This is a genomic window from Pedobacter sp. Hv1, from assembly GCF_001412215.1.
Lineage (GTDB): Bacteria > Bacteroidota > Bacteroidia > Sphingobacteriales > Sphingobacteriaceae > Pedobacter.
This window is the reverse complement of the sequence record NZ_LLWP01000005.1, coordinates 479,970-506,081: the sequence shown is the minus strand read 5'-3', so window position 1 is coordinate 506,081 and position 26,112 is coordinate 479,970. Positions and strand designations below refer to the sequence as shown.

Genomic DNA, 26,112 nt, shown 5'->3' with positions numbered 1-26,112 from the left:
AATGAGTAATATCAAATATATTTTAGGCAGTTTTGGCGATCCTGATGAAATGATGCATGGCATCGAGAAATTGCAGGAAAATAACATCAAAATTCATGATGTATATACGCCAATGCCTATACACGGCATCGAAGCAAAATTGGGAGTTAAAAGATCTAGGTTAGATATAGCTGCGTTCTTTTTCGGAATAACTGGAACGTTAACCATGTTAACTGGAGTGTATTTAGCTACAGTAGTAGACTGGCCAATCAACATTGGTGGTAAAACCCACTTTGCTTTACCAGATTTTATTCCAATAACTTTTGAGTTGACCATTCTATTTTGTGCCTTTGGCCTAGTAGGATCATATTATGCATCAACTCACTTGTTTCCAGGTAGAGCACCAAGAGTAATGGATTTACGTGCAACTAACGATCGTTTTATCATCGCAATTGATGCGAAAGAAAATACAGAGCACACTAAAATAGACGAACTATTAAAAGGTGCAGGTGCTTTAGAAGTAAAGTATAATGAAAGGAAGTATGTTAGCTATGAATAAGAAGAATATAGTTTACGCCGCATTTATAGTGCTTGCTTCTGTGGCGATGCTTTCAGCTTGTAGAGATAAAAGAAGTACAGGCTTAGAGTATGCAAGAAATATGTACGATCCGATTGCTTACAATCAGGATCAACCAAACAAAAATTTTGCAAATGGAGCAACAGCACAAACTCCACCTGCACATACAGATCCAGTTGGATTTGTAAAGTACGAACTTGCAAATACACCAGAAGGCTATGCTGCTTCTGCAGCTTTGGTAAATCCTTTGCCATTAACCGAAAAGAATTTGTTAGAAGGTAAACACTTCTATACAGTATTCTGCTCTCCATGCCATGGAGATAAAGGAGATGGACAAGGTCATATCGTAAAGCTTGACAAAGGAATGTTAGGTGTACCTTCATACCACGCACCAGATGCAAACTCATCTCGTGGTGGGCTTATGAAAGATTTGCCAGCAGGAAAAATTTACCACACGATTATGTATGGTTTAAATGCAATGGGATCTCATGCTTCACAACTTACACCAGACGAAAGATGGAAAGTGGTGATGTATGTTCAACAATTACAAAAAATACAATAAGAAAAGCAGATATAAATGGGAACTCATCATTATAATTTAAGTGAACAATTTGAGTTTACAGGAAAAGTAAAAACGCTGAGCATTATCGGTATCCTTGTGGGTATTGGTGCAATTGCTTACGGATTTATGAGCGATGCGCACGAACGTACCTTCGCTAACCTGTTACTAATGGCATATTACTTTGCATGTGTATGTATGTCTGGGGCTTTCTTTTTAGCCGTTCAATTCGTTGCACAAGCAGGTTGGTCTGCATCGATACTTCGTGTACCCCAAGCAATGGCAAAAGTTTTACCTATAGCTGTGGTGATCTTATTGGTTGTAGTAGGCTTAGGTTTATATACACATAATTTATACCACCACTGGAATGCACCAGGTTTAACTGATCCAAATTCTCCTAACTACGATAAATTGATCGATGGTAAATCGGCGTTCTTGAACGTGCCTTTTTTCATGGCCAGACAAGTGATCTTTTTAGGAGTGTATAGCATTTTCGCTATGCTTTTGGCAAAATGGTCTAACAATGAAGATTTAGAAGGTGGATTAAACTCTTACCGTAAAAGTTTTAAATACTCATGTGTATTTTTAGTAATCTACGGTTTTACAACTCCAATCTTTGCTTTTGATACCATCATGTCTTTAGAGGCACACTGGTTCTCAACTATGTTTGGTTGGTATAACTTTGCTGCAATGTGGGTAAGTAGTTTAGCTACTATTGCTGTAATCATTATCTTATTAAGAAGAGCTGGTTACATGAGCTGGGTTAACAATAGCCACTTACACAACTTAGGACAGTTTATTTTTGGTTTCTCTATTTTCTGGACTTACGTATGGTTTGCTCAGTTCTTATTGATCTACTATGCAAACATGTCTGAAGAGACTGTATATTTCTACAAACGTTTCAATAACTACGAGTCGTGGTTCTACATCAACTTGATCATGAACTTCTTGTCTCCATTGTTATTGTTAATGGATCGTGACAATAAAAGAAGTGAGAATATCTTATTAACGGTATCAATCATTGTGCTTTGTGGTCACTGGGTAGATTACTATCAAATGATTATGCCAGGGGTATTTGAGTTTGGAACTAAAGTGGTTGATGGAAAACCAGGAAGTGGTTTTGGAATTATTGAAATAGGAACTGCATTAGGTTTCTTAGGTTTGTTTACTTTTACAGTTTTAAGTGCTTTAAGTAAAAAACCATTGATAGCGAAAAACCATCCGTTTTTACAAGAAAGTTTAAATCACCATTTGTAATAGGTTAGATTTAGAAATATATAAATTAATATAATAAAAGTACAGCGTACTACTTTTAAGAAAATGAGTTTAAGAAAATTGATAAATAATAAAACAATGGCGGCTTTAGCAGTACTATTTACTGCGTTTGCAAGTACCAGTGCGTTTGCTCGAGAAGCAGCCGCTGCCGCAACAGCTAAACCTGTAGATATGGGGCCGATCTATAAATCGACTTTGTTCTATGTATTGTTGTTCTTGCTATTATGTTTGTTCATTGCAATAGTTGGAAAGGCTATTAAAGTTTATGAATTAACTCGCGAGAGTGAAGGTAAACCTGAGGGAATTAACTGGAATATGATCAATGGCGTTTTGTTCGCTATATTCCTTGTAGTTGGTTTATATGGTGTATACTGGGAATATACAGTTCATGGAAACATGATCTTGCCAGAAGCAGCATCAGAGCATGGTAAAAAGATCGACCAGATGTTTAACATCACCTTGATCATTACCACTATTGTATTTATTGCTACACACATTGTGTTATTTGCCTTTGCTTATTTCTATAAAAGTACTGGAAAAAGAAAAGCATATTATTACCCACACAACAATGCTTTAGAGCGTATCTGGACAATCGTTCCAGCTTTGGTTTTAACTGTTTTGGTATTGATGGGCTTTTTAACCTGGAGATCTATTTTCTATAAAATTGAAGATCCTAATAAAAAACCATTAAGTATTGAAGTAACTTCTTCTCAGTTTACTTGGGATGTACGTTACCCTGGTGCTGATGGTGTTGTAGGTAAAAAGAACTATAAATTGATTACAAGTATCAATGGTTTAGGTATCGATTTTACAGACAAAAATACTTGGGATGACCAAGTGGTTGATGAAATTGTTTTACCGGTAAATAAACCAGTTCGTTTTATTTTAACCAGTAAAGATGTATTGCACAGTTTTTATATGCCTCACTTTAGAGTGCAGTTGAATACTGTACCTGGTATGACTTCTTATTTTGAGTTTACCCCAACCATTACATCAGAAGAAATGAAGGCAAAAACAAACGATCCTTCGTTTAAATACCTTTTACTTTGTGCAAAAATTTGCGGTACTAACCACTATAATATGCAAAAGCCTGTAAGAGTTGTTACAGAAAAAGAATATGAAGAATGGGTGGTAAAACAAGGTACTTACTTAACCAACGATTTAAGAAAAGCCTTTAAATTACCTGTGCTAGCTGAGCCTGCTGCTAAACCAGCAACAGCTGATACTACAGCAAAAGACACCACTGCAAACAAAAGTAAACTAGCTTTAAAAAAATAATAATACTGGAGAGCCCTTATTATGTCAACTATATCACTACAAGATACACACCACCACGATAACCATGATGATCACGGTCATGGACATCACCAAGAAACGTTCTTAACTAAATACATATTTAGTCAAGACCACAAAATGATTGCCAAGCAGTTTTTAATAACTGGTATTATTATGGCAGTTATTGCAATGGGTCTATCTATTTTATTTAGATTACAATTGGCTTGGCCAGATCAAAGTTTCCCAATTTTAGAAACATTTTTAGGTAAATGGGCTGAAGGTGGTAGAATAAGACCAGATTTTTATTTGGCATTGGTAACCATTCACGGTACCATCATGGTATTTTTTGTACTAACCGCTGGTTTAAGTGGTACTTTTAGTAACTTATTGATCCCTTTACAGCTAGGAGCAAGAGATATGGCATCACCATTCTTAAACATGCTTTCTTACTGGTTCTTCTTCTCTGCTTGTGTAATTATGATGGGTTCATTCTTTATACAAACAGGTCCTGCAAGTGCTGGTTGGACAGTTTATCCGCCGCTATCAGCGCTTCCAAAAGCGATTGACGGTTCTGCATTGGGTATGACCATGTGGTTGATCAGTATGGTACTCTTTGTTGCTTCATCTTTAATGGGTGGTATCAACTATGTAAGTACGGTATTGAACATGCGTACTAAAGGAATGGATCTTTGGAAAATGCCATTAACTATCTGGGCATTCTTCTTAACCGCTATATTAGGTATCTTATCTTTCCCTGTATTGGTTGCTGGTGTAGTATTATTGGTATTCGACCGTAGTTTTGGGACCAGTTTCTACCTATCTGATATTGTAATGGGTACACAGATTTTACCAAACGAAGGTGGTTCGCCAATTTTATGGCAACACTTGTTCTGGTTCTTAGGTCACCCAGAGGTATATATCGTAATTATGCCAGCATTGGGTATTTCATCAGAGATTATTTCTGTAAACTCAAGAAAACCAATTTTCGGTTACCATGCCATGATCTATTCATTGATTGGTATTACCATTCTATCGTTTATCGTTTGGGGTCACCACATGTTTGTAACCGGTATGAACCCGTTATTGGGTGGGGTATTTATGATTACCACTTTGATTATTGCGGTACCATCAGCTGTAAAAACATTTAACTATTTAGCTACATTATGGAGAGGTAACATCAGGTTTACACCTGCGATGTTGTTTGCCATTGGTTTAGTTTCTTTCTTTATCTCTGGAGGTTTAACAGGTATCTTCTTAGGTAATGCTTCATTAGATATCAACTTACACGATACTTACTTTGTTGTTGCCCACTTCCACTTGGTAATGGGTTCTGCAGCAATTTTTGGTATGCTTGCGGGTGTTTATCACTGGTTCCCTAGAATGTTCGGAAAAATGATGAACGCGAAGTTAGGCTACCTACACTTCTGGTTAACATTTATTTGTGCCTACTTGGTATTCTTCCCACTACACTTTTTAGGTTTAGATGGTGTACCACGTCGTTACTATGCATTTACTGAGTTTGAGTTTATGCAAAAATGGTTAACTGTAAACGTATTTGTAACTTGGGCTGCTATTATTGCAGCATTGGCTCAAGTAGCTTTCTTATTTAACTTCTTCTACTCTATATTTAAAGGTAAAAAAGCACCTCAAAACCCTTGGGAAGCTAATACTTTAGAGTGGACTGCTCCGGTAGAGCATTTACATGGAAACTGGCCAGGAGAAATCCCAACTGTATACCGTTGGCCATATGACTATAGTAAGCCAGGTGCAGAAACAGACTTTATTCCGCAAACTGTTCCTTTCTCTCAAACCATGAGCTCTAACTTGCCACATGATTTTGAAGGAAACACAGAGGCAGAGCAAATTCAAAAAGATTGGGAAGCTGCCAATAAACCAGCAGAAAAAGCAGAATAAACAAGTATAAGCTTGTTTAAGTATATGAAATAAGGTATCTGCTGAAGTGAATTAACTTACAACAGGTACCTTATTTTTTTAATCCAATACACACCAATGATTGCTAAATCTGAGAATAGATTTATAAGGTTAAACTTCATTACCATTATTGTAACACTTTTGGTCATCTTGGCTGGAGGTATCGTTCGCAGTACTGGTTCTGGCATGGGGTGTCCAGATTGGCCTAAATGTTTCGATCAGTATATTCCGCCAACCTCAGTATCGCAGTTACCTGCTGATTATAAAGAGAAGTATGTTGCTGGAAGATTAAAGAAGAACGAAAAATTTGCCAAGTACCTGGAGAGTATGGGTAAAAAAGAATTGGCAGACAGTATCAGACACGACCAAAGCATTACCGTACCTGAAGAGTTCAATCCGGCTAAAACCTGGACAGAATACATTAACCGCTTAACAGGTGCAGTACTCGGTATATTTTTAATACTTACAGCTATTTACTCATTCGTTTATCGTAAAACTGCGAAACGGATTGTTGTACTAAGTATTTTAAATATTTTGGTAGTTGGCTACCAAGGTTGGTTGGGCTCAATTGTAGTGTCTACCAATTTAACACAATGGGTAGTAACGGTACATATGTTATTGGCCATCGTAATTTTGGGTATTCTAATCTACACTTACAACTATGCAAAACAATTGCATAAAGAACGAAGTGTAATTATGTACCGCATTTTATGGCTAAAAGGATTTTTAGCCTTCACCATTGTCATTAGCATTGCACAAATTGTATTAGGCACAGAAGTTAGAGAAAGTATAGATTCTATAGCCAAGTCTTTACAGTATGGAGGTAGAAATACTTGGATTAGTAAAGTTGGTAACATATTCTCTTACCATAGAGATTTAGCTATTCTGGTTGCCGTGTGTAATTTTGTAGTTTATAAAATGGTAATTGATCGGTTTAGCGGAAAAGCTTGGCCATTAATGACTGCGAACTACATTGTGATTACTTTGATTGTGCAGATAGCAAGTGGATTTATACTATCGTATTTGGCACTACCACCGTATGCACAAGCGATACATATTTTGTTTTCGACGATATTATTTAGTTTACAATATTATTTATACTTATTAGTGTACCGTACGGCTACCTATAAACCCAATTAACCAATTTAAATTGAAACATTTTTTTGCAGATTTCTCGAAGCTAATCAAATTCAGACTTACCTTTTTGGTAGTGTTTTCTGCATCGGTTACTTTTTTAATTGGCTCTAAAATTCAGGTTGATAGAGGAATTGCCGAAGGGATCAATTGGAACAACTGGTTGATCTTGATTATAGGTGGCTTTTTGGTTACTGCTGCAGCGAATTGTTTCAATGAAATTATTGAAAAGGATTTGGACAAATTAATGGATCGGACCAAAGACAGACCTATGCCTGCAGGAAGAATGACCACAGGGCAAGGATTAGTTTTGGGATTGATTATGGGTATTGCAGGTACATGGTTGCTGGGCAAATTGAATTTAGAAACAGGTTTGATTTCTGTTTTTTCCATTTTGCTTTATGCCTTTGCATATACTCCATTAAAACAAAAATCGCCAATTGCGGTATTTGTGGGTGCCATACCAGGTGCATTACCACCCCTAATTGGATACATTGCCGCTATCGGTGGCCAATCTGAAGTGGGTTATGTACCTGTAGATTATGAAATTGCTGTAATCTTATTTTTAGTTCAATTTGTTTGGCAGTTCCCTCACTTTTGGGCAATTGCATGGGTATTGGACGATGACTATAAAAAAGCAGGTTTTAGGTTATTGCCAACTAAGAAAAGAGATAAGGTTAGTGCTGTAATTGTTTTTATCAGTACGCTCATCCTTATACCAGTAAGTTTATTCCCAACTTTTCTTGGTTTTGGAGGCTATTATATTGCAGGAGTATCTGTGTTAGCAGGGCTTTTGTTTAGCTGGTATGCTTATCAGTTAATGGTGAAGATGGATTTAGCGAGTGCAAAAAAGGTAATGTTTTGTTCATTCTTTTATATTCCATTAGTGCAGTTGGTTTTATTATTTGATTTAATAGTTTAATAATTTTTAAAAATGGTGCATACATTGCAACAACAGGAAGTGAAATTTGATGCCAAACCCAAAAAGTTTGTGGTGTGGTTGTTCGTAGTTTCATCTACCATTATGTTTGGTGGTTGGACAAGTTATTATATCGTATTTTCAGCATCTAAGGGTAAGGGGCATGGTTTGGTATTGCCAGATGCATTTATGTACAGTACTGCAGTATTGGTAGCCAGCAGTGTATTCCTTTTCTTGGCTACAAGAGCTTTAAGAAATGGCGAAAGAGGTTTTCAGCAACTGTTTTTATGGATTACCTTGGCGCTCGGCGTTGTGTTTGGCGTACTTCAGTTTCAGGCATGGTCTAGTTTGTACCAAAGCGGAGCAGCTTTAATTAACAATAATGCAGCAATATCATTAATTTATGTGGTATCAGGTTTCCACCTTTTACACATTTTAGCAGGTATTTGCTTTATCTTAAATAGTTTGGTGGGTTCTTATAAAGATATTCCATCAGATAAAGCGATTTATCGTCAAGAAATTACCTCAATTTTTTGGCATTTTATAGATATATTATGGATATATCTGTATGTTTTTTTACTTTTGAACAGTTAGAATTTTTAACAAACAATTATACTATTACTAAATGGATTCATTATCGAAATTAGACCAAGTTAAAACCACTCCATGGGCTGGTGGCCGTTCTCCGTGGTCGGTAGAATATGGCAAAATAATGATGTGGTTTTTCTTATTATCGGATGCCTTCACATTCTCATCATTATTGGTTTATTATGGTGCGCAACGTTTTACTAAATTTACTTGGCCAGATCCAGATCACGTTTTTCAATCTATTCCTGGTATTGCTGATAGCGGATATCCTTTAGTATTCGTAGGGATCATGACTTTTATCTTGATCATGAGTTCTGTAACAATGGTATTAGCCGTTGAAGCTGGACACAGAAGAGCTAAAAAAGAAGTAATCTGGTGGATGGTAGCTACCATTATTGGTGGTTTCATGTTCTTAGGCTGTCAAGCCATAGAGTGGACACACTTGCACCACGAAGGATTTTGGTGGGGATCAATCCCAACTGCAGAAGAATTGACACATTTCTTTAACGGACCTGTATCTACAGTAGCTGCACAACAATTTGCAAACTTGTTCTTTACCATTACTGGTTTCCACGGTTTCCACGTATTTAGTGGTGTGGTGATCAATATCATCATATTATGTATGACGATTAATGGTACTTTCGAAAGACGTGGCCATTACCTAATGGTAGAAAAAGTAGGTCTTTATTGGCACTTTGTTGATTTAGTTTGGGTGTTTGTATTTACATTCTTCTACTTAGTTTAATTATCATTCTATAAATAAAAATATTATGTCAGAGCACAACGTACATACAACAGAAGAACATGCACATGATGAGCATGGAGGAATGAACAAAAAGAAAATATGGCAAGTATTCGGTATCCTTTTGTTGATTACCGTAATCGAGTTCATTATTGCATTATGGGCAATTCCAGGTAAACACATGTCTCAACATGTAGGTAATTACGTATACATTGCTTTAACCTTGTTAAAAGCATTTTATATCGTGGCTTATTTCATGCACTTGAAATTCGAGAAATTAGGTTTACAATTGGCACTTACCGTATCATTTGTATTTATTATTTATTTCATTGTACTGATGTTAATTGAAGGTGGTTATATCCACGATCACATGCCTCAACTTTAATGAAGTATAACCCAATAAAAAAGATATTAATCCTGGTAACCATTTTAGCGGTACCGGGATTTTTATATTATTTACTACAGGAAAAGGGTAAAAACAGGTATAAACCCTTGGCCATTTATGGTTCTAAAGAAGTAGCGTCTACCTTTCATTCTGTTAGGGGCAAACAAATACCCGATACCATTTACCACATCGTGGATGACTTTAAGCTGCTGAACCAAAAGGCAGATACCACCACTTGGAAAAACTACAAGGGTAGGGTAATTGTACTTAATCTTTTTTATAGCAACGACAGGCCTTTTGGAGTAGATTTTGCCAATAAGGCAATGGAAGGTTTTAGCAAAGTATACGAAAAGAATGACATGATCCATTTTATTGGATTAAGTATAGACCCGCAACGAGACCAACCAGCAGTTTTAGCAGAATATGCCAAAAAGATCAATGCCGTTGCAGGGAAATGGGATTTGTTAACAGGAGATAGTACACAAGTATACCAATTGATTAGAAAAGGTTTATTGTTAGATGCCTTAAAAACAACTGATAATGGCCTAACTAAATTTGCTTATGGCAATATGTTCGTATTGTTAGATTCTCAGCATCGTATACGTGGGTATTATGAAGCAACTAACCAAGAAGCATTGTCTAAACTAGATGATGAAATTAAGGTGCTTGTGGCAGAAGAATTAAGAAATATAAAAGACGGTAGGTAGGGTAGGGAATAGGGAATAGGGAATAGGGAATAGTCAAAATAAATTGGGGTGATTAAGTTAGCTATTTTTAAGATCAACCATACGGAGAACCAATAGTTACTGTTGGTGTCCTTGCCAACGAGATCAAGAATCTATCAAAACTAAATAGAAGCTAAAGAATTTTAAGCTATACAATAGCTACTGTTGGTGTCCTCGCCAACAAGATCAAGATTACAAAACAACGAATTTTAAAAATATACGATATGGAGAACTCAGTTGAAAAAAAATATAACAAGTGGATTGTAGTACTATCTGTAGCGATACCTTTAGTGGTAGCCTTATTATTTGGGGTGAATTTGAGAAAGTTAGGTTATGATGTAAAACCTTTATCCTTTTTGCCACCAATTTATGCAACTATAAATGGAATTACTGCTGTAGTTTTGGTTGTTGCAGTATTGGCCATTAAAAATGGTAAGAGAAAACTGCATGAGAACCTAATGAAGTTCGCCATATTTCTTTCTGTGCTCTTCTTAGCCATGTACGTAGCCTACCACATGACTTCTGATTCTACCAAGTTTGGTGGTGAAGGAGCGATCAAATACATTTATTATTTTATCCTGATCACCCATATTTGTTTATCAGTAATTATCATCCCTTTTGTTTTGGTAACCTACGTTAGAGCTTTGGCACAACGTTTTGATAAACATAAAAAGATTGCAAAAATCACATTTCCGATGTGGTTATATGTAGCGGTAACTGGCGTAATCGTATACCTGATGATTTCTCCTTATTATAATTTTGCTTAAGTATGCTAATTGATAGCTTTCGAGCTATTAAATTAAACTGGAGCTAATTTAAGTCTAAACAGCACAGCGGGATTGATGTATTACTGATACATCAATCCCGCTATCTTTTAATAAGCAAATGCTTTAATAGCGCTTAATCGAAATCGAAAAAATCTGAAAGAAAAGATTTCTTTTTTCTTGGATGTTGAGAAGAGGAGTGGCGCTGATCATATTTCTGATTTTTATAACTGTCATGATGATGATTGTTCTGCTGCTCATAACTATAATTTTCCTTACGATCTTCATAACGCGGTTCAGGTCTGCTGTTTTGTTCGGCTGCAAAGGCCAATAATTTATCCAGCTCGCCTTTGTCTAGCCATACCCCTCTACAACTCGGACAATAGTCTATTTCTACTTGATGGCGCTCGGTAATCAATAAAGTTTCATTACAATTGGGACATTTCATACGTATTAATTTAAATGGTTATTCTTTTTTAATAACGTTTGTAACGGCAAATTGATTGTTAGCCGATGGTAATTTTTTAGGCTCCTTAATTTTAGAAACACTTTTAAAAATTGTGTTATAAAAATTGTGGTGTTTTATGACACAATTTTTAATTAAAACCTTTATTTAATAGATATATTTGTAGCTCATGAAAAAGGCAATTGTTTTTCTTTTTATCATTGTGTTGAGCTTCTCATTTAGCCCAGCAGCTAAGGCGCAATGCTCTATGTGTACCATTAGTGCAGAACAAGGCACAAAAAATGGCAATACACAAGGAAAAGGCCTCAATACTGGTATTCTATATCTCTTGGCCATTCCATATCTTTTAATGACAGGAGTTGGCGTGTTATGGTATAGAAACTATCGCAAAAGGATCTCATCTCCATCTGTTAATCAATAACTGTTCTCCATCCAAACTATTGCTGTTAGGTATTCGCTATGAAGAAAACACCTAAATGGTATGCCATTGTTAAAGGCAAGTGCCCTCAATGTAGAAGAGGAGATATTTTTACAGGCAGCAGCTACGGTTTCAATATTCAACGTACCAATACTAATTGTGCGCATTGCAAACAAAGGTTTGAAATAGAACCGGGCTATTTTTATGCAGCCATGTATGTAAGTTATGCCATGAATATGGTAGAAATGATCAGTATGGGTTTTGCAACTTATTACCTATCTGGAGGGAGATTAGATTTCGATTCGCTAGGATGGTATGTGGGTGTCATTTTTTTAGGTTCACTTTTATTATCACCTTTAAATTACCGATATTCACGTGTAATTTTATTGCATTGGCTATCGCCCAAGATAAAGTACAAAGCTGAGTATGATCAGGAGTAGCGCAGTTTGAAGTTCTCAGTTGACAGTTACCAATGACCAATGAACCAATGACAACTGAACTAATGAACCATTGAACACTTAAACAGTTACCTAAAATGTTAAACAAAAAAACTTTCGATTTTCTTAAAAACATTGCCGAAAATAATAACCGTGAGTGGTTTGCCGAAAACAAACATTTATATGAGGAGGCCAAGGCAGATTTATTTCCATTTATAGCTTTATTAATCAAAGAATTATCGGCCATAGATCCACAATACCCAGCAGATACAGAGCCAAAAAAAGCATTGATGCGCATTTATCGAGATGTGCGTTTTAGCAAAAATAAAGACCCCTATAAAAATAACTATGGCATTGCATTCGATGTGAAAGGTTATGGGCCAAATACCCCAAGTTATTACCTGCATCTGCAACCGGGTAACTGTTTTTTTGGTGTAGGGTTTTGGCAGCCTGAAGCAGCAGTGCTTAAAATGATCAGAGAAGAAATAGATTACAATACGGCTGAGTTTGTAGAGATCATCAGTGCCAAAGCATTTAAAGATATTTACAAATTAAGCAAAGAAGACACCTTAAAAAAAGCCCCAAAAGGCTATGAAATTGATCATCCGCAGATTGAGCTATTGAAGTTAAAAAGTTTCATATCTATTTATAAGATAGCCGATTCTGAGTTTTTAAAACCTACCATAGTGGATAAGTTGATAACTGCTTTTACAACAATACAACCATTTGTGTTATTTTTGAGAAAAGCGACAACCATATAGGAATAGCTTTTTTACCGTTATAGTGTTTTAACGAGCTCTTGATAATTGAAAATAAATTAAACGAATAAATTCTACTAATGAAAAGACTAAGCCTATTTCTACTGGTTGTACTATGTATTTCTACTGTAAGTTCATGTGTAATCTTATCTCCAAAAAAGTATAAAGCCCTTTTGGCCAAACAAGATTCATTAAATGTGGGTTGGAGCGACGCCCAATCTAAGAATGAAAGTTTAGAACAACGGATCAACCGCCTTAAAAAAGATACGGCAGCATTGAATGGACAAATAGCCGAATTAAGAGGCCAGTTCAATGAAATGGATGCCAATTATACCAAATTAAGAAGTAATAGCTCTTCTGAGATCAATAAGCTTTCTGGCGATTTAAAGAAACGTGAGCAACGTTTAAAAGAAGTAGAAGAGATTTTACGCAAACGTGATGAGGCAACAAACCAGTTGAAAGCCAAACTACAAGAAGCATTGTTAGGTTTCACCAAAAATGGATTAACTGTAGAAATTAAGAACGGAAAAGTTTATGTTTCACTAACAGATAAATTGTTATTCCCTTCTGGAAGTATCATCATAGACGAGAAAGGTAAACAAGCCTTAACCCAATTGGCTGCTGTATTGAAACAACAACCAGAAATTAACATCGCCGTAGAAGGACATACCGATTCGCAGAAAATTACCAACCTTGGCCAAATTAAAGACAACTGGGATTTAAGTGTACTTCGATCAACCTCGGTTGTGCGTTTCTTAACCGAAGAGCAAAAGGTAGAAAGTGTAAGAATGACTGCAACAGGAAAGGGAGAATTCCAGCCTTTGGGTCCAAATACAACAGCCGAAAGCCGTAGCAAAAACCGTAGAATTGAAATCGTACTTTCTCCAAAATTGGATGAGCTATACGATTTGATTAAACAATAATCTTATTTAATAGTGGTTCGTGCCATCACGAACCACTATTAAGATTAAAATGGGCTCTGCAAAGATTTAAAATCTTTAAGAATCAAGTCCTTATCAGATAACAGAAATGCAGATTCTTCGAGTTGTGCACTCCAATTGATATTGAGAGTCGGATCATTCCACATGATACCAATTTCAGAATCTTTATCGTAGTAATTGGTTACTTTATAAGTGAAGATGGTGTCATTTTCTAAAGTTAAAAAGCCATGTAAAAAACCGGGAGGTACCCAAAGCTGTTTATGGTTTTCGCCACTTAGCTCAATACTGAAATGCTGACCATACGTAGGCGAGTTTTTTCTAATATCAACAGCAACATCCAGCACTGCACCTTTAATTACACGTACCAACTTTCCTTGTGCAAAAGGTGGTGCCTGAGCATGTAGGCCTCGTAAAGTACCTTTTTGAGAAAATGATTGATTGTCTTGAATAAAAATGGCATTGATGTCTGCCTCAGCTAATTGTTTGGCACTGTAGCTTTCGTAAAAATAGCCTCTTGTATCTTTCCAGATTTTAGGCTCGATTACAAAAAGGTCTTTGATGGGAGTTTCTATGATATTCATTAAGCTATAAATTCCATTAATGTTCTGAAAGCCACAAATTTGTTTTCAAATTTTACCTGCATTTCTACTTGCAATGTTGGCGCATAGTTTTGTTGGTAATCTTCATATTCTGCTAAATTTTCAGCAATATATTGTACACAGAAGGTAGTGCCTTCATTTGGAGAATCTAAAACTTTCAATAATCTGTTAGAGACGAATTTTCCAGTTGCCATTACTGCTGGAATATGAATGTCTTGCATCCATTGCAACCACTCCTCTTTAGCTGCATCTTCAATAATTACGGTTACATTGTATAATAACATGTTACAAAGATAGGATTATGTGCCTAAATTATCACCACGCATATTCCTAAATCGTTTCCTAGCCTCTGCATTAAACATACTGCCCGGATAATCATTCATCAACTGTTGGTATAGTTTTTTAGCCTCTTCTGGATTGTTCAGCTTTTTCTCTAAAATATCTGCCAATGTAAAAAGTGCATCATCTCTCCAAATGCTGGTATTATGGTCGGTAATTAATGTTTTAAGCATGGTAACTGCATTTGCTAGGTCGTTTGTTTTGATGTAGATATTGGCTTTAGCCATTAAAATATCGTCAGTTAGGCTATTTTTAGGGAACATGGTGTCAATACTGTCCAGTTTTGCCAAAGCTTTATCCGTTTTGTTCATAAACTGAAACATATCCGCATCAGCATACATCACTAAAGCTAGGCTGTCATTTTTGCTCTGTAGGTTGTCCGATATCAGGAGACTGAGATTTAGGGCATCGTTGGCAATTAATGCAGAAGTTGATGCCTTTAAAACATCTGCCTGAGATTTTGCATATTTGAAATCGCCCACATAAAAATTGAGTTTTGCAGCTCGGTAACGTGCTTCGTTTCCGATAACTTGGTTTTCAAATTGTTTGGCTACTTGTTCGTATACTAAAATGGCCTCCCAAGGTTGTTTAGACAATACATAAATATCGCCAAGATCAATTTTTAGCTGCCCAATTTCTGCAGATGGAACATTCATAATTTTTAATCCACTTTCTAAGGTTTCTTCTGCTTTTTTTAAATCGTTCAGATAATAAGCTTGTAGATAGGCTAGTTTTTTTAAGGCAAATAAGGTCTCGATATTTTTGCCATATTGGGTTAAAATTTCTTGATATTCATTAGCTAGGGCAGCGATAGCCTGGTTGTCAAATTTACCAGCTACTACCAACTCATATTTGGCATTGATCAATGCAACTTTAGCCCTCACGTAGATCTCGCTTTCAGTTCCTTTTGTTAAAATGTACTCATAAGCTTTAATTGCAGTTGGGTAAGCCTTGTTGGCCAAAAAAGTATTGGCTGTATTGAAAAGAAAAGTTCCGTCGCCCTTGGTCCGTTTGTCTTGGGCAATCAATTGCCTTAAGGCTATCTCATACTCTTGCTGTTGAATGTATTGCCAAATCAACATTTCGGTAAATACCTCGGCCTGTGGATCTTTTTGTATTTTCTTAAATAAGGCTGTTTGAAGCAATTGATAATCTTTATTGTCTTCAAAAATAGAGGCCAGTGCATTTTGTGCTTGGGGCAATAATTGAGGGGTGTTGGTCAATACATTCATGTATTCTTGGATCAACATCACCTTGTCTTTTTTATAACGATAGATGCTCAATAACTCAAAACCGAAGAGCTGTTCGTCGCCAAATACTTTTCTGCCCTGTATAAAAGTAGCAATGGCCATATCGTAAGCTTCAAAACGATAAAAATCGTTGGCTAGTTGTCTAAATTTGTTTTCGTCTTTTGGTGTAGCGTTAATGGCCCCCTGAAATATTTTGTTGGCTTCTTCAATTCGGCCATTTTCTTGATAAACTCTACCCAACGCAACACCATATTGAGATTTATCTGGATATTCTTTAATTAATTTTTTGAGAATGGCTTCTGCTTCTTTGTATTTTTTTATTTTGATTAATGAAGTAAAATAAAGGTCGAAATAGCCATCATTTTTGGTAGCGTTAAATAATTTTTCTAAAAGCACTGCAGCCTTTTCATAATCTGCCTGTTGGTAATATTGATAAGCCAATGCCTCATCTACCCCTTCTTGCGCCTGCAAAAAAGAGAAAGAGAAAATACTACAGATTAAAAGAATGAGTTTCTTCATTAGTGGAATAAATTAATAGCGCTAAAATTAATAGTCAATTAAAGCTTAAGTGCTAAAATAACGAAAAATGTTAACGCGTATTCTAAATGTTACCGATATTATGATTTGAATAATGTCAATGTTGCTACATTGAGACCTAGAATAAGGTTTACGGTAAGTAACAATATTAATAATTAATGTTTTTGCCAAAAGGTGATCCGTATTTTTGTAGAATAGATATATGACGGTTATAAAAAAATATTTAGGGTTGCTATTGCTATTGTTTCTCTTTGCATGTAAAGAAGGAGGAAAGGTTGCTGTATTACCCGTTAACGACTTTTTCAAATCACAGGATAAAGCTACCTATCGCGTTTCGCCAGATGGAAAGAGCTTGGCCTATTTAAAGTTACAGGATAAAAAACAAAACCTTTTTGTAGAGAACATTGAAACTGGTAAAACAGTACAGTTGACCAAACTCCATGAAAAAAATATCAGTTTTTACTCGTGGGTAAGTAACGACGAACTGATCTATTACAAAGAAAAAGAAGGAGAACGTTTCCAGTCTGACCTGTTTATCATCAATAAAGAAGGCAAGAATGAACAACAGTTGAGCAAAAACGAGAAGAACAAGATCAGGGTTTTGGATGATCAACTGATGGAGGATAATTTTTTGTTGGTGTCGTCTAATAAAAGAGATTCTACCGTTTCAGACGTTTACAGATTAAACGTAAGAAATGGAGAAATGCAGATGGCGGCACAAAATCCGGGTAATATTATTGATTGGGTAACAGATGCTAAGGGTATGCTACGGATGGCCATTTCAAGTGATGGGGTAAGCCAAACTTTGTTGTATAGAGAAAATGAAGGGCAGAAATTTAGTCCCATCATGACCAATGACTTTAAAACCACTATACTTCCAATTGCTTTCTCAGAAACCAAGCCCAACATCGTTTATGCCATATCCAACATCAACAGGGATAAAAAAGCTTTGGTAGAATTGGATTGTATTACTGGAAAAGAGAAAAGCGTACTTTTTGCCAATGATACCTTAAATGTTGTAGATGGAGAATATTCTAGACAAAAAGGTAAAATGGCCTATGTGGTTTACGAAACCTGGAAAAAACACAAACACTATCTAGATGACGAGGCCAAGGTTTTGTACCAAAAGATAGACCAGTTGTTGCCAAATACGGAATCTAGAATTATAAGCAAGGACAAAAGCGAAAATGTGTTTGTGATCCGCACATTTACAGACCGCAACCCGGGTTCTTATTACCTCTATGTAGCCAATACTGGAAATTTAAAGAAATTAAGTGACATCAATTCTGCCATTCAGGAAGATCAGATGTGCGAAATGAAGCCAATCAGTTATACATCTAGAGATGGAATAAAGATTGATGGTTACCTTACGCTACCCCTAAATACCAAAGCCAATAACTTACCTATTGTGGTAATGCCGCATAATGGACCAGGGCAACGCAATACCTGGGGCTTTAATGCCGAGGTACAGTTTTTGGCCAATAGAGGTTATGGTGTGCTACAGGTCAATTACAGAGGCTCTTCTGGTTATGGTAAGGCTTTTTTTGCTGCCGGATTTAAACAATGGGGAGCTAAGATACAAGACGATGTTGATGACGGTGTAAAATGGTTGATCGACCAAAAAATAGCAAACCCACAAAAAATAGCCATTTATGGAAATGGTTTGGGCGGGTATATTGCCATAAACAGTGCCATTAAAAATCCAAAATTATACAAATGTGCGGCTTCCAACTCTGGTGTACTCAATTTGTTGAGTTATATCAAATCCATACCTCCATTTTATAAATCGAGTTTACAGATGTATTATGAGATCTTTGGAAATCCAGATGTCGATTTTGAATACTTGCGTCAGGCTTCGCCAATTTTCCATGCAGATAAGGTTAATATTCCTATCTTTATTACACAAAATATCAAAGACCCTCGAATCAATACCAGCGATGCGATACAGTTTGTAAAAGAGCTAAAGAAACGGAACGCACCTGTTACCTATTACGAAAAGGAAGATGCCGCTTTTTCTATGAATAGAGAAGAAGGTCGTCAGAAAATGTACTCGGCTTTAGAACAGTTTTTAGAGGTTAATTTGAAGAAAAAGTAACCTGTTGATCAAATGGTTTCAGAAAAGGATAGTGGTTATCGTAAGAATTTTTCGCTGATAATAACTTTTATTGTCTTAATCTCCGTAGTATTTGTAATTTCTCTTTTTCTAGCATTTAACTTTAGTAAAAAGAATATCGAGAACGATTTTGTATCGGCCAAGGCCAATGTGCTCGAAGAAAGTATCAAACCCTATAATGATTTCTTTTTAAACAAATTGCCTGTAATTTCTTATTACAATGGTTATTTAGATTCGGCTACGGCCGCTAAATATGTAGATACAATCTTACTGCAATACCCTTTTGTTTCTAAGGTAGTCTTTTATGATGCCTTGGTAAAAAACATCAAGTTTGAAGAGAATGGGGTCAACTATGGCGATTGTTCTGTAGGGCTTAAGAATGTTTATCAGTTTGGCAGCACCATACCCAAAGATTCGATCAAACTGTTTGGAGAGAACGATATTGTGAATAATGTGGATCGGGATGGTTTTGATCAGCTCTCTTTAAAGATGATGAAGTTTGCGGCTAAACTAGATACTGCAAAAGCTCCCAGTCAAGAAAGCTTGTTTAGCAATTTTACCAATATCCGCTCAAATCGGATAGACTACTTCAATATCCCAAGTTTTGAACTCTTAAAAGTTTATAAAAGAATGGTGGCCTATAAATTGGATTCAGATCCTGTTTATCAGCAGGATATGCTTTCTTTTGAGCTGGACCCCAGTAAAATCAAGATCAAAAATACCAGGCCTTTGTTGTACCAAAACATCAGGATAGAGCCCATTACCTATGACCCTCTTGATACTTCATCAGAATACATTACGGGCGAGATTACTTTAGGTGGACCATTCTCTGATTATAAGCTTTACTTTATCTCCTCAAAATCTTTTGTTAAAAAAGAGATTTATAGTTTCTTTTTGCCGATAGCCGCTTTACTGTTATTGTTCTATGGCGTATTGGTGTTGGTCGCCTTTTTAATCTATAGAAACCTGAACATCAACCATAAGATGTTTAAGCTACAGTACGATTTTGTAACCAACCTAACGCATGAGTTTAAAACACCCGTAAGCGTGATTAAAATTGCGGGAAATAACATTAAAAGCGCAGCAAGTTTAAGTGCCAGAGAACAACAGCTCTACGGTAAAATATTAGATGAAGAGGCCGATAAGCTGAATGGCTTGATGAATAAGTTGTTGGCCTTTACGCAGATAGAGAACAAAGCCATTATCTTAAATCAGGACGAAATTAATATTGATGATTTTATAGAAAGTACAATTGATGTACACAAGCTGAAACACCCTGATTTTGACTTTACGTATGAAACCTCTGGGTTTACTACCTTTATTACCGATCCGGTTTTATTGGGCAGTTTATTCGATAACTTGGCAGAGAACGCTTATAAATATTCTTCACCAAACCATAAAAAGCTTCATATCAGTGCCCGCTTAATTAAAGATAAGGTGGTGCTCAGATTTAAAGATGCGGGAATAGGTATTCCATCATCAGAAATAAATAATATCTTTAAAAAGTTTTACCGTGTTCAAAACCGATATAACCAAAATGGAAGTGTAGGTTTGGGTTTGGCTTTCTGTAAAGAACTAGTTAACTTTATGAACGGCGAAATATCTGTTAAAAGTGTTGTAGATAAAGGAACAGAATTTAAAATTGTACTACCATATAATAATTAAAAGAGATGTCTAAAGGAATTAAAATACTGATAGTTGAGGATGATGAAAACCTACGTTTTTTAGTAGTTCATCGTTTACAGGCAGAGGGATATCAAGTACTGGAAAGTGGCGATGGGTTAACTGCAGTAGATACCATCATGTCTGAAAAACCAGATATGGTGTTGTTAGATTGGATGTTGCCAGGCAAAGAAGGTGCCGATGTTTGCGAAGAAGTGCGAAAAAATGGATATGAAGGCTTAGTGATTATGATGACCGCCAAGGCACAAGATGTAGATAAGATCGATGCCTATAATTTTGGTGCATCAGACTATGTAACCAAACCTTTTAACATGGATGTTTTGGTAGCGATGTTAGATAGCAAAGCGAAGTTCTTGTTAAACAACGACCGCTCTGAAATTCACCGTTTTGGAAACATGGAACATCACCCAAATATCCATACCTTATTTAGAGATGGCAAAAAAATCGAATTGACGATTTTAGAAAATAGAATCTTATTGTACTTTTTGCGTAACCCAAATAAAGTCATTAACCGCGATGAGCTGATGCTGGTAGTTTGGGGCTATAACTCTGATGTGAATACCCGTACTTTGGATATGCACATTGTAAGGTTGCGTAAAAAAATCGAGCTTAACCCAGATAATCCACAACTGCTACAAACCGTACGTGGTGTAGGTTACCGCTTTAACGCGGGATAATATTTCTCCTGAATTTCTTATTTGATTTTTGTAGTTTTCCACTCAAATTTTAATGATATGAAGTTCAGGATTTTTTATGCCCTTTTTTTTCTAGGTTTTTCGCAAGCCATCTTTGCCCAACAAACCACCATTGGCCAATACCAAAAACATAGCTACGATGGTAAAAAATTACAGATCAAAGGAGAAAAAGGCCACATAGAAATTACGCCCTTTACCAAACAGGTATTTAGGGTGGCCTACTTCGGCAACGAAATCAAATACGATATTCCTTATACTTTAATTGCTACGCCTGATAGCGTAAAAACCACTTTAAAACAAAATGCCAACGAAATTTGGTTAAGCTCTACTGCTTTAAGTGCTAAAATTAATAAGAAAACGCTTGCCATCACTTTCTACTTAAATGGGAAGGAAAGACTGCTGCAGAATACCAACTACGTTTCGGTAAGTGACGATAAAAAAGAGCTTAATTTTAAAATAGACAGTACCCAAAGTATTTATGGTTTAGGCTCTCATGCCTTAAAGGCCAACAGAAAAGGAGAATTATTAGAAAATTACCACCAAGCGCATTATGGTTATACCGCGGGCGAAAAAAACCTGAATATCTCAGTACCGTTTTTTGTAACCAATAAACATTATGGCGTTTATTTTGATAATTATGGTTCTGGCACCTTCGATTTAGGCAAAACAAAAACAGATGTAATCAATTACCAAACCAATGTGGGGGTAGCCTCATATTTTGTAGTGGCAGGCAATAATTATGATGAGATTTTAAATAACTATACCAAGCTTACTGGTAAGCAACCCTTGCCGCCCATGTGGATTTTAGGTTTTATGCAATCTCGTTTTGGTTACCGAAGTGAACAGGAGATGATGGAAGTAGCTAAAATGACAAAGGAAGAAGGCTTTCCAATTGATGCCATGATTTTGGATCTTTATTGGTATGCCGATGATATTTCTGGGATCGGAAATATGGACTGGTATAAAAAAACATTTCCCAATGCCCCTAAAATGATGGCAGATTTAAGAAAGATGGGGATCAAGACCATTCCAATTACCCAAACCTTTGCAACCCTAAAGTCTACCAATTACCAAAGTTCAGCTCAGGCTAAATTATTTGCGGGGGGTATAAATGAGTATCCTTATGTATTGAAAAAGTTCTGGGCTGGTCCAGCCTCATTGTTAGATGTTTTTAAACCAGAAACCCAGCAATATTTATGGAACAATTATAAAGCTCGGATTAAAGAAGGAGTAGCCGGTTTCTGGACAGATTTAGGAGAGCCAGAAATGCACTCAGATAGCATGCAATTTGTTTTGGGTAGCGAAAGACAAATCCATAACATCTATCCTTTAACCTGGAACAAGTTGATCTATGAAAATTATCAAAAGGATTTTCCGAAAGAGCGTGTTTTTAATCTGACTCGTTCTGGTGGTGCAGGCATGCAGCGCTATGCTACTTTTACCTGGAGTGGCGATGTGTCTAGAACTTGGGAAGCCATGAAAATCCAAATCCCCCTAATTACAGGAATGGGCATGAGTGGCATTGGATACATGCATCCAGATGCTGGAGGTTTTACCGGAGGAGAGAAAGAACCTGAATTGTACATTAGGTGGCTGCAATTTGCTAGCTTTTTACCCATTATCAGGGCACATGCCGATGTTAAAATTGCCTCGTCTGATCCTGGTGCAGTGGGTACAGCAGTAAAAACTACTGCTACAGATCATATTGCTTATCCAGAGCCAGTTTTCTGGGATGAAAGCACAAAAGATATCATTAAAGAATATTTGAACCTGAGGTATCGTTATTTGCCCTACAACTATTCTTTAACTTGGTTAAATACAAAAACCGCAAGGCCATTGGTTTTGCCAGTTAACTATTTCGATATCCAAAACAAAGCCTTGAAGAATGTAGATGATGAATACCTATGGGGTGCAAATATGCTGGTAGCACCAGTGTTAGAAAAAGGAGCAACAAAACGTAAGGTTGTTTTTCCTGCTGGCAAGTGGATAGATACTCGTGATGATCGGACTTATATGGGTACAGCAATGGTTCAAGCCCCACTTACCTCAATGCCCGTTTTTGCAAAGGCTGGTAGTATTATTCCAATGGCCAATACCATGCCCAATACCGATGGTTACAATGCCACTACCTTAATTCTGAAATATTATGCAGCTGAAGAAGTAAAAAGTAGTGCATTTAACATGTATATGGACGATGGTAAAACAGCAAATGCAGACCAAAAAGGAGAGTTTGAACTGCTTACTTTCAAAGCTAGCAACAGTAACAGCACACATGTGTTAAAGCTCGAAAAAACAGGAACATTTGTAGGTGCTCCAAAACAACGTGATGTATTTATCGAAATTCCTAGAGTAAAGAAAATGCCATCTGCATTGCTTAATGGAACGGTTAAGTTGCGTAAAGCCAGTTCAGATCAGGTGTTACTCAGTGCCTCAAATTTTTATTTTTATGATGCAACAACTGCAACACTTAAAATCCATATCCAATGGGATGGAAAACCTGTAAACATTACCATGAGGGATTTGAACTTAAACTAATAAAGAAGTGCTCATGAAATGGCAAATCGCTAAGATTACACACTGTAAGATCATCGTGCCATCTAAAAAGAAGAAATAATAATATTCGTTCCTTTTCAGGTTAGATTTAAAGATGAGCCAGCCAGTTAGAAATATGGTTAAGGCCAAACCGATCACATCGAGGTTAAATTCTTTGGTGAAAAGAACAAGTAGGATCAGGTAAATGACCAATAAACCTTGACAAAAAATCCATGCTTTTTTCTCTCCCAATATCACTGGGATAGTTTTAAGCTCGTAAAGTTTGTCTTGAAAAAGATCTCGGATATCAAAAGGAATGGTAATGGCACAAATGAACAAAAAGCGTTTGGCAACCAATAAAAGGGTTTCCAGTAAGGTTACCGATATGCCATAATTGTGTTCTAGTTCTACAATAGGCAAAAGTACACAGCTTACCGACCAAACTAAAGCAATTAAAAATAGTTTAATGCCTGGTAGGTTTCTTAACCCAATCTTTTTCTGATTGATACTTAAAAAAGGGAAATTATAGGCAAGGGCAATTAAACCAACAAAACCCATTAAAAGTTTAGCTTGAAAGCTCAGGTACAATAAGCCTAGTGGAATAATACAAAGTGCAGAGATGAGCGTAATCGAAATAATCAGCCGATCGTGGGCAAAGATCCATCGCACTCTTTTAAATGGCGATTTTTGTGGATCTTTTGGCTTGGCCAGCAACATGCTCAAGTTGTAGATCAGTAGTGTTGAAAAGAATAAAAAGGCAAGTACAGATTTATCTGCAGGAACTTTTAATAAATAATAAGTAACTAAACCTTGCGCTACGGCACAAACGGCAATGAAGAGATTGCTAAAAAGCAGAAAATCTAAAATAGAGAAGAGTGCTTTTTTAATCATTCTTTGTTAGTTCATTGGTTCATTAGTATAAAGTACTTAGTACAAAGTATAAAGACAGGGTGGTTAATTAGTTCAGTGGTGATTTGTTCATTAGTTAGAAAGTCCGAAGTTAAGGGTAGCAGATTTAAACCTTTAGCCTGCAACTTGTAACCCACAACCCATAACTTTCTACTTTACACTTTCAACCTTTAACTCGGGTTCCATTTTCCATTTTACCTCTTCGATTTACTTTATTGGCTCAGTGGTGTCATTTGTTTATTGCTAAAGTAATCTATTCCCTATTCTCTATTTTCATTTGTTCATTGGCAAAGTAAACTATTCCCTATTTCCTATTCTCCCAAACCCTAACCTCTGCTTAGCGTAAATATCGTAATTTCTGGTAAAATTCCTACACGCCCTGGATAGCCTAAAAAGCCATAACCAACATTTACATAGAGCTGTTGTTGCTTTTCTTTATACAATCCTGCCCATTCTTTATAAATGTATTGAACCGGGCTCCATTGAAACTCTTTTAACCTTACGCCAAACTGCATACCGTGTGTATGGCCACTAAACATGGCATCTATTTGCGGATATTTCTCTAAAACCTCTCCTCGCCAATGAGATGGGTCATGAGATAACAATAGTTTTACAGGCAAATCATCAGTGTCTTTGGTGGCCAATTCCATTTTGCCATATTTAGGAAAACGACCCATTCCCCAGTTTTCAATTCCTAAAATGCCTATTTCTTCTCCACCCACTTTTAACCTGCGGTGCTGGTTCATTAAAAGGTCCCATCCCATTACTTTGTGTGTAGCAATTAAGTCTTGTAGGTTTTTAACTTTCGCTGGCGAACTTTCTCTACCAAAATGATAATCGCCATAATCGTGGTTACCCAAAACAGAGTAAACACCTAATGGTGCTTTTACTTTTGCAAATATGTCTTGGTAATCACGCATTTCGTTGGCCAGATTATTTACCAAATCACCTGTAAAAAAGATCAAATCTGGTTTTTCGGCCAATAACATTTCTACACCACCCTTTACTGCTTTTTGATTGTAAAAACTACCAGAGTGTACATCAGAAATCTGTCCTAAGGTAATTCCATCGAAAGCAGCGGGTAGATTTGGTAAAATCAATTTTCTGCGGTTAATCTGATAGTCGTATGCCCCAGAAACAATACCCCAACTTAAAGAACTTAAGGGAACTGCTGCTGCTACCAATCCGGCTTTAACCAAAAATGAAGAACGACTAATTGGTTCGCCAACAGCAGGTTCATTTTCAACAGGAGCAGGTTTTTCTTTTTGGGCCAGCTTTACAATTTTTAACAGGCCTCGTCTCAAATCATCAATTAAAAGGAAAGGCAACATAAAGAATTTGCCTACGGTTAATAAGAAGAAGGCCACAAGGATTACTGCCCTTGCTGTTAAAAACAAATTGAGAAAAATAGCAGCAAATACACCGATAATCAACAAAATATTAATTGTCCACCAAACAATGGTGAAATTTCTTTTTGTTTTGGGCGACCATTTTTTGAAGACACTTACAATTGCTTTGTAGCAATAAAAATCAAGTAGTAAAACGACAAAGCAAAGTACGATCAGAAAATATGGTCTCATG

General features: G+C 36.4%; 26 protein-coding genes. 20 read left to right on the top strand and 6 right to left on the bottom strand.

From position 1 onward, the window contains the following. The first annotated feature begins 1 nt into the window (after position 1). The 12 genes from AQF98_RS13820 (at position 2) to AQF98_RS13765 (ending at position 10,857) form a co-directional block, all read left to right on the top strand. Positions 2-538 carry a DUF3341 domain-containing protein gene (locus AQF98_RS13820; protein ID WP_055132533.1) on the top strand — a complete coding sequence of 179 codons (537 nt, stop codon included), beginning with the start codon at positions 2-4 and terminating at the stop codon, positions 536-538. Continuing rightward, positions 522-1,118, top strand: coding sequence for a cytochrome c (locus AQF98_RS13815; protein ID WP_235524232.1), 597 nt, complete (start codon positions 522-524; stop codon positions 1,116-1,118). Before AQF98_RS13820 ends, AQF98_RS13815 begins: the two co-directional genes overlap by 17 nt. 15 nt (positions 1,119-1,133) lie before the next feature. Then, on the top strand, positions 1,134-2,372 hold the full coding sequence (locus AQF98_RS13810) for a hypothetical protein (RefSeq protein WP_055132531.1): 1,239 nt from the start codon (positions 1,134-1,136) through the stop codon (positions 2,370-2,372). Between the two features lie 63 nt (positions 2,373-2,435). Continuing rightward, complete coding sequence (locus tag AQF98_RS13805) at positions 2,436-3,668, top strand: cytochrome c oxidase subunit II (RefSeq protein WP_055132530.1); 1,233 nt, start codon at positions 2,436-2,438, stop codon at positions 3,666-3,668. 21 nt (positions 3,669-3,689) lie between these two features. Further along, positions 3,690-5,579 (top strand): cbb3-type cytochrome c oxidase subunit I, encoded by a 1,890-nt coding sequence (locus AQF98_RS13800; RefSeq protein WP_200911883.1) that lies wholly within the window; start codon positions 3,690-3,692, stop codon positions 5,577-5,579. 96 nt (positions 5,580-5,675) lie between these two features. Then, positions 5,676-6,737 (top strand): heme A synthase, encoded by a 1,062-nt coding sequence (locus AQF98_RS13795; RefSeq protein ID WP_055132528.1) that lies wholly within the window; start codon positions 5,676-5,678, stop codon positions 6,735-6,737. Positions 6,738-6,747: 10 nt separating this feature from the next. Further along, the gene (gene cyoE, locus AQF98_RS13790) at positions 6,748-7,653 is read left to right on the top strand and encodes a heme o synthase (protein ID WP_055132527.1); all 906 of its coding nucleotides are present in this window, start codon (positions 6,748-6,750) and stop codon (positions 7,651-7,653) included. 12 nt (positions 7,654-7,665) lie between these two features. Next, the gene (locus AQF98_RS13785) at positions 7,666-8,244 is read left to right on the top strand and encodes a cytochrome c oxidase subunit 3 (protein WP_055132526.1); all 579 of its coding nucleotides are present in this window, start codon (positions 7,666-7,668) and stop codon (positions 8,242-8,244) included. Between the two features lie 31 nt (positions 8,245-8,275). Further along, on the top strand, positions 8,276-8,983 hold the full coding sequence (locus tag AQF98_RS13780) for a cytochrome c oxidase subunit 3 (protein WP_055132525.1): 708 nt from the start codon (positions 8,276-8,278) through the stop codon (positions 8,981-8,983). 25 nt (positions 8,984-9,008) lie between these two features. Beyond that, on the top strand, positions 9,009-9,365 hold the full coding sequence (locus AQF98_RS13775) for a cytochrome C oxidase subunit IV family protein (protein ID WP_055132524.1): 357 nt from the start codon (positions 9,009-9,011) through the stop codon (positions 9,363-9,365). Then, positions 9,365-10,072: an SCO family protein gene (locus AQF98_RS13770; RefSeq protein WP_055132523.1), complete on the top strand. Its 708-nt coding sequence runs from the start codon at positions 9,365-9,367 to the stop codon at positions 10,070-10,072. The genes AQF98_RS13775 and AQF98_RS13770 overlap by 1 nt, the downstream gene beginning before the upstream one ends. 242 nt (positions 10,073-10,314) lie before the next feature. Beyond that, a complete protein-coding gene (locus AQF98_RS13765; RefSeq protein WP_055132522.1) occupies positions 10,315-10,857 on the top strand; it encodes a DUF420 domain-containing protein in 543 nt (180 codons plus the stop codon). A gap of 133 nt (positions 10,858-10,990) precedes the next feature. Here the strand turns inward: AQF98_RS13765 and AQF98_RS13760 are convergent, their stop codons facing one another. Then, entirely contained in the window at positions 10,991-11,302 is a 312-nt protein-coding gene (locus AQF98_RS13760) for a zf-TFIIB domain-containing protein (protein WP_055132521.1), read from the bottom strand. Between the two features lie 187 nt (positions 11,303-11,489). Here AQF98_RS13760 and AQF98_RS13755 point away from each other — a divergent pair, with 187 nt between their 5' ends. From AQF98_RS13755 to AQF98_RS13740, 4 genes are all read left to right on the top strand, one after another. Beyond that, positions 11,490-11,741, top strand: coding sequence for a hypothetical protein (locus tag AQF98_RS13755; protein ID WP_055132520.1), 252 nt, complete (start codon positions 11,490-11,492; stop codon positions 11,739-11,741). 38 nt (positions 11,742-11,779) lie between these two features. Beyond that, on the top strand, positions 11,780-12,178 hold the full coding sequence (locus AQF98_RS13750; protein WP_055132519.1) for a hypothetical protein: 399 nt from the start codon (positions 11,780-11,782) through the stop codon (positions 12,176-12,178). Between the two features lie 95 nt (positions 12,179-12,273). Beyond that, positions 12,274-12,936: a DUF2461 domain-containing protein gene (locus AQF98_RS13745; RefSeq protein ID WP_055132518.1), complete on the top strand. Its 663-nt coding sequence runs from the start codon at positions 12,274-12,276 to the stop codon at positions 12,934-12,936. A 77-nt stretch (positions 12,937-13,013) separates the two neighbouring features. Continuing rightward, positions 13,014-13,856: an OmpA family protein gene (locus AQF98_RS13740; protein WP_055132517.1), complete on the top strand. Its 843-nt coding sequence runs from the start codon at positions 13,014-13,016 to the stop codon at positions 13,854-13,856. A gap of 44 nt (positions 13,857-13,900) precedes the next feature. On the opposite strand, the gene rfbC is transcribed toward AQF98_RS13740, so the two are convergent. Genes rfbC through AQF98_RS13725 form a run of 3 tightly spaced genes read right to left on the bottom strand, consistent with a single transcriptional unit; the run spans position 13,901 to position 16,581 of the window. Next, the gene (gene rfbC, locus AQF98_RS13735) at positions 13,901-14,455 is read right to left on the bottom strand and encodes a dTDP-4-dehydrorhamnose 3,5-epimerase (protein ID WP_055132516.1); all 555 of its coding nucleotides are present in this window, start codon (positions 14,453-14,455) and stop codon (positions 13,901-13,903) included. Beyond that, positions 14,455-14,757, bottom strand: a complete 303-nt coding sequence (locus tag AQF98_RS13730; RefSeq protein ID WP_055132515.1) for a DUF4286 family protein — start codon at positions 14,755-14,757, stop codon at positions 14,455-14,457. The genes rfbC and AQF98_RS13730 overlap by 1 nt, the downstream gene beginning before the upstream one ends. Positions 14,758-14,772: 15 nt before the next feature. Then, complete coding sequence (locus AQF98_RS13725) at positions 14,773-16,581, bottom strand: tetratricopeptide repeat protein (RefSeq protein ID WP_055132514.1); 1,809 nt, start codon at positions 16,579-16,581, stop codon at positions 14,773-14,775. A gap of 220 nt (positions 16,582-16,801) precedes the next feature. Here AQF98_RS13725 and AQF98_RS13720 point away from each other — a divergent pair, with 220 nt between their 5' ends. From AQF98_RS13720 to AQF98_RS13705, 4 genes are read left to right on the top strand one after another with little or no spacing between them, the layout of a single operon-like run. Then, entirely contained in the window at positions 16,802-18,694 is a 1,893-nt protein-coding gene (locus AQF98_RS13720) for a prolyl oligopeptidase family serine peptidase (RefSeq protein WP_055132513.1), read from the top strand. Between the two features lie 12 nt (positions 18,695-18,706). Beyond that, positions 18,707-20,377 carry a sensor histidine kinase KdpD gene (locus AQF98_RS13715; RefSeq protein ID WP_055132512.1) on the top strand — a complete coding sequence of 557 codons (1,671 nt, stop codon included), beginning with the start codon at positions 18,707-18,709 and terminating at the stop codon, positions 20,375-20,377. A gap of 5 nt (positions 20,378-20,382) precedes the next feature. Beyond that, positions 20,383-21,072, top strand: coding sequence for a response regulator transcription factor (locus AQF98_RS13710; protein WP_055132511.1), 690 nt, complete (start codon positions 20,383-20,385; stop codon positions 21,070-21,072). Between the two features lie 57 nt (positions 21,073-21,129). Further along, complete coding sequence (locus AQF98_RS13705) at positions 21,130-23,625, top strand: TIM-barrel domain-containing protein (RefSeq protein WP_055132510.1); 2,496 nt, start codon at positions 21,130-21,132, stop codon at positions 23,623-23,625. Here AQF98_RS13705 and AQF98_RS13700 read toward each other — a convergent pair. Beyond that, the gene (locus AQF98_RS13700) at positions 23,617-24,513 is read right to left on the bottom strand and encodes a hypothetical protein (protein WP_055132509.1); all 897 of its coding nucleotides are present in this window, start codon (positions 24,511-24,513) and stop codon (positions 23,617-23,619) included. The two genes, AQF98_RS13705 and AQF98_RS13700, sit on opposite strands and share 9 nt — an antisense overlap. A 344-nt stretch (positions 24,514-24,857) precedes the next feature. Next, positions 24,858-26,111, bottom strand: coding sequence for a metallophosphoesterase (locus AQF98_RS13695; protein ID WP_055132508.1), 1,254 nt, complete (start codon positions 26,109-26,111; stop codon positions 24,858-24,860). Position 26,112: the final 1 nt, after the last annotated feature.

What these genes read in the sequence shown, in the direction of transcription:
- AQF98_RS13695 (WP_055132508.1), bottom strand. Translation starts at nt 26,111, where the DNA reads ATGAGACCATATTTTCTGATCGTACTTTGCTTTGTCGTTTTACTACTT.
- AQF98_RS13725 (WP_055132514.1), bottom strand. Translation starts at nt 16,581, where the DNA reads ATGAAGAAACTCATTCTTTTAATCTGTAGTATTTTCTCTTTCTCTTTT.
- AQF98_RS13810 (WP_055132531.1), top strand. Translation starts at nt 1,134, where the DNA reads ATGGGAACTCATCATTATAATTTAAGTGAACAATTTGAGTTTACAGGA.
- AQF98_RS13815 (WP_235524232.1), top strand. Translation starts at nt 522, where the DNA reads ATGTTAGCTATGAATAAGAAGAATATAGTTTACGCCGCATTTATAGTG.
- AQF98_RS13720 (WP_055132513.1), top strand. Translation starts at nt 16,802, where the DNA reads ATGACGGTTATAAAAAAATATTTAGGGTTGCTATTGCTATTGTTTCTC.
- AQF98_RS13800 (WP_200911883.1), top strand. Translation starts at nt 3,690, where the DNA reads ATGTCAACTATATCACTACAAGATACACACCACCACGATAACCATGAT.
- AQF98_RS13780 (WP_055132525.1), top strand. Translation starts at nt 8,276, where the DNA reads ATGGATTCATTATCGAAATTAGACCAAGTTAAAACCACTCCATGGGCT.
- AQF98_RS13760 (WP_055132521.1), bottom strand. Translation starts at nt 11,302, where the DNA reads ATGAAATGTCCCAATTGTAATGAAACTTTATTGATTACCGAGCGCCAT.
- AQF98_RS13710 (WP_055132511.1), top strand. Translation starts at nt 20,383, where the DNA reads ATGTCTAAAGGAATTAAAATACTGATAGTTGAGGATGATGAAAACCTA.
- AQF98_RS13805 (WP_055132530.1), top strand. Translation starts at nt 2,436, where the DNA reads ATGAGTTTAAGAAAATTGATAAATAATAAAACAATGGCGGCTTTAGCA.
- AQF98_RS13715 (WP_055132512.1), top strand. Translation starts at nt 18,707, where the DNA reads ATGGTTTCAGAAAAGGATAGTGGTTATCGTAAGAATTTTTCGCTGATA.
- AQF98_RS13705 (WP_055132510.1), top strand. Translation starts at nt 21,130, where the DNA reads ATGAAGTTCAGGATTTTTTATGCCCTTTTTTTTCTAGGTTTTTCGCAA.
- AQF98_RS13795 (WP_055132528.1), top strand. Translation starts at nt 5,676, where the DNA reads ATGATTGCTAAATCTGAGAATAGATTTATAAGGTTAAACTTCATTACC.
- AQF98_RS13785 (WP_055132526.1), top strand. Translation starts at nt 7,666, where the DNA reads ATGGTGCATACATTGCAACAACAGGAAGTGAAATTTGATGCCAAACCC.
- AQF98_RS13775 (WP_055132524.1), top strand. Translation starts at nt 9,009, where the DNA reads ATGTCAGAGCACAACGTACATACAACAGAAGAACATGCACATGATGAG.
- AQF98_RS13740 (WP_055132517.1), top strand. Translation starts at nt 13,014, where the DNA reads ATGAAAAGACTAAGCCTATTTCTACTGGTTGTACTATGTATTTCTACT.
- AQF98_RS13820 (WP_055132533.1), top strand. Translation starts at nt 2, where the DNA reads ATGAGTAATATCAAATATATTTTAGGCAGTTTTGGCGATCCTGATGAA.
- AQF98_RS13745 (WP_055132518.1), top strand. Translation starts at nt 12,274, where the DNA reads ATGTTAAACAAAAAAACTTTCGATTTTCTTAAAAACATTGCCGAAAAT.
- AQF98_RS13750 (WP_055132519.1), top strand. Translation starts at nt 11,780, where the DNA reads ATGAAGAAAACACCTAAATGGTATGCCATTGTTAAAGGCAAGTGCCCT.
- AQF98_RS13730 (WP_055132515.1), bottom strand. Translation starts at nt 14,757, where the DNA reads ATGTTATTATACAATGTAACCGTAATTATTGAAGATGCAGCTAAAGAG.
- rfbC (WP_055132516.1), bottom strand. Translation starts at nt 14,455, where the DNA reads ATGAATATCATAGAAACTCCCATCAAAGACCTTTTTGTAATCGAGCCT.
- AQF98_RS13765 (WP_055132522.1), top strand. Translation starts at nt 10,315, where the DNA reads ATGGAGAACTCAGTTGAAAAAAAATATAACAAGTGGATTGTAGTACTA.
- AQF98_RS13755 (WP_055132520.1), top strand. Translation starts at nt 11,490, where the DNA reads ATGAAAAAGGCAATTGTTTTTCTTTTTATCATTGTGTTGAGCTTCTCA.
- AQF98_RS13700 (WP_055132509.1), bottom strand. Translation starts at nt 24,513, where the DNA reads ATGATTAAAAAAGCACTCTTCTCTATTTTAGATTTTCTGCTTTTTAGC.
- AQF98_RS13770 (WP_055132523.1), top strand. Translation starts at nt 9,365, where the DNA reads ATGAAGTATAACCCAATAAAAAAGATATTAATCCTGGTAACCATTTTA.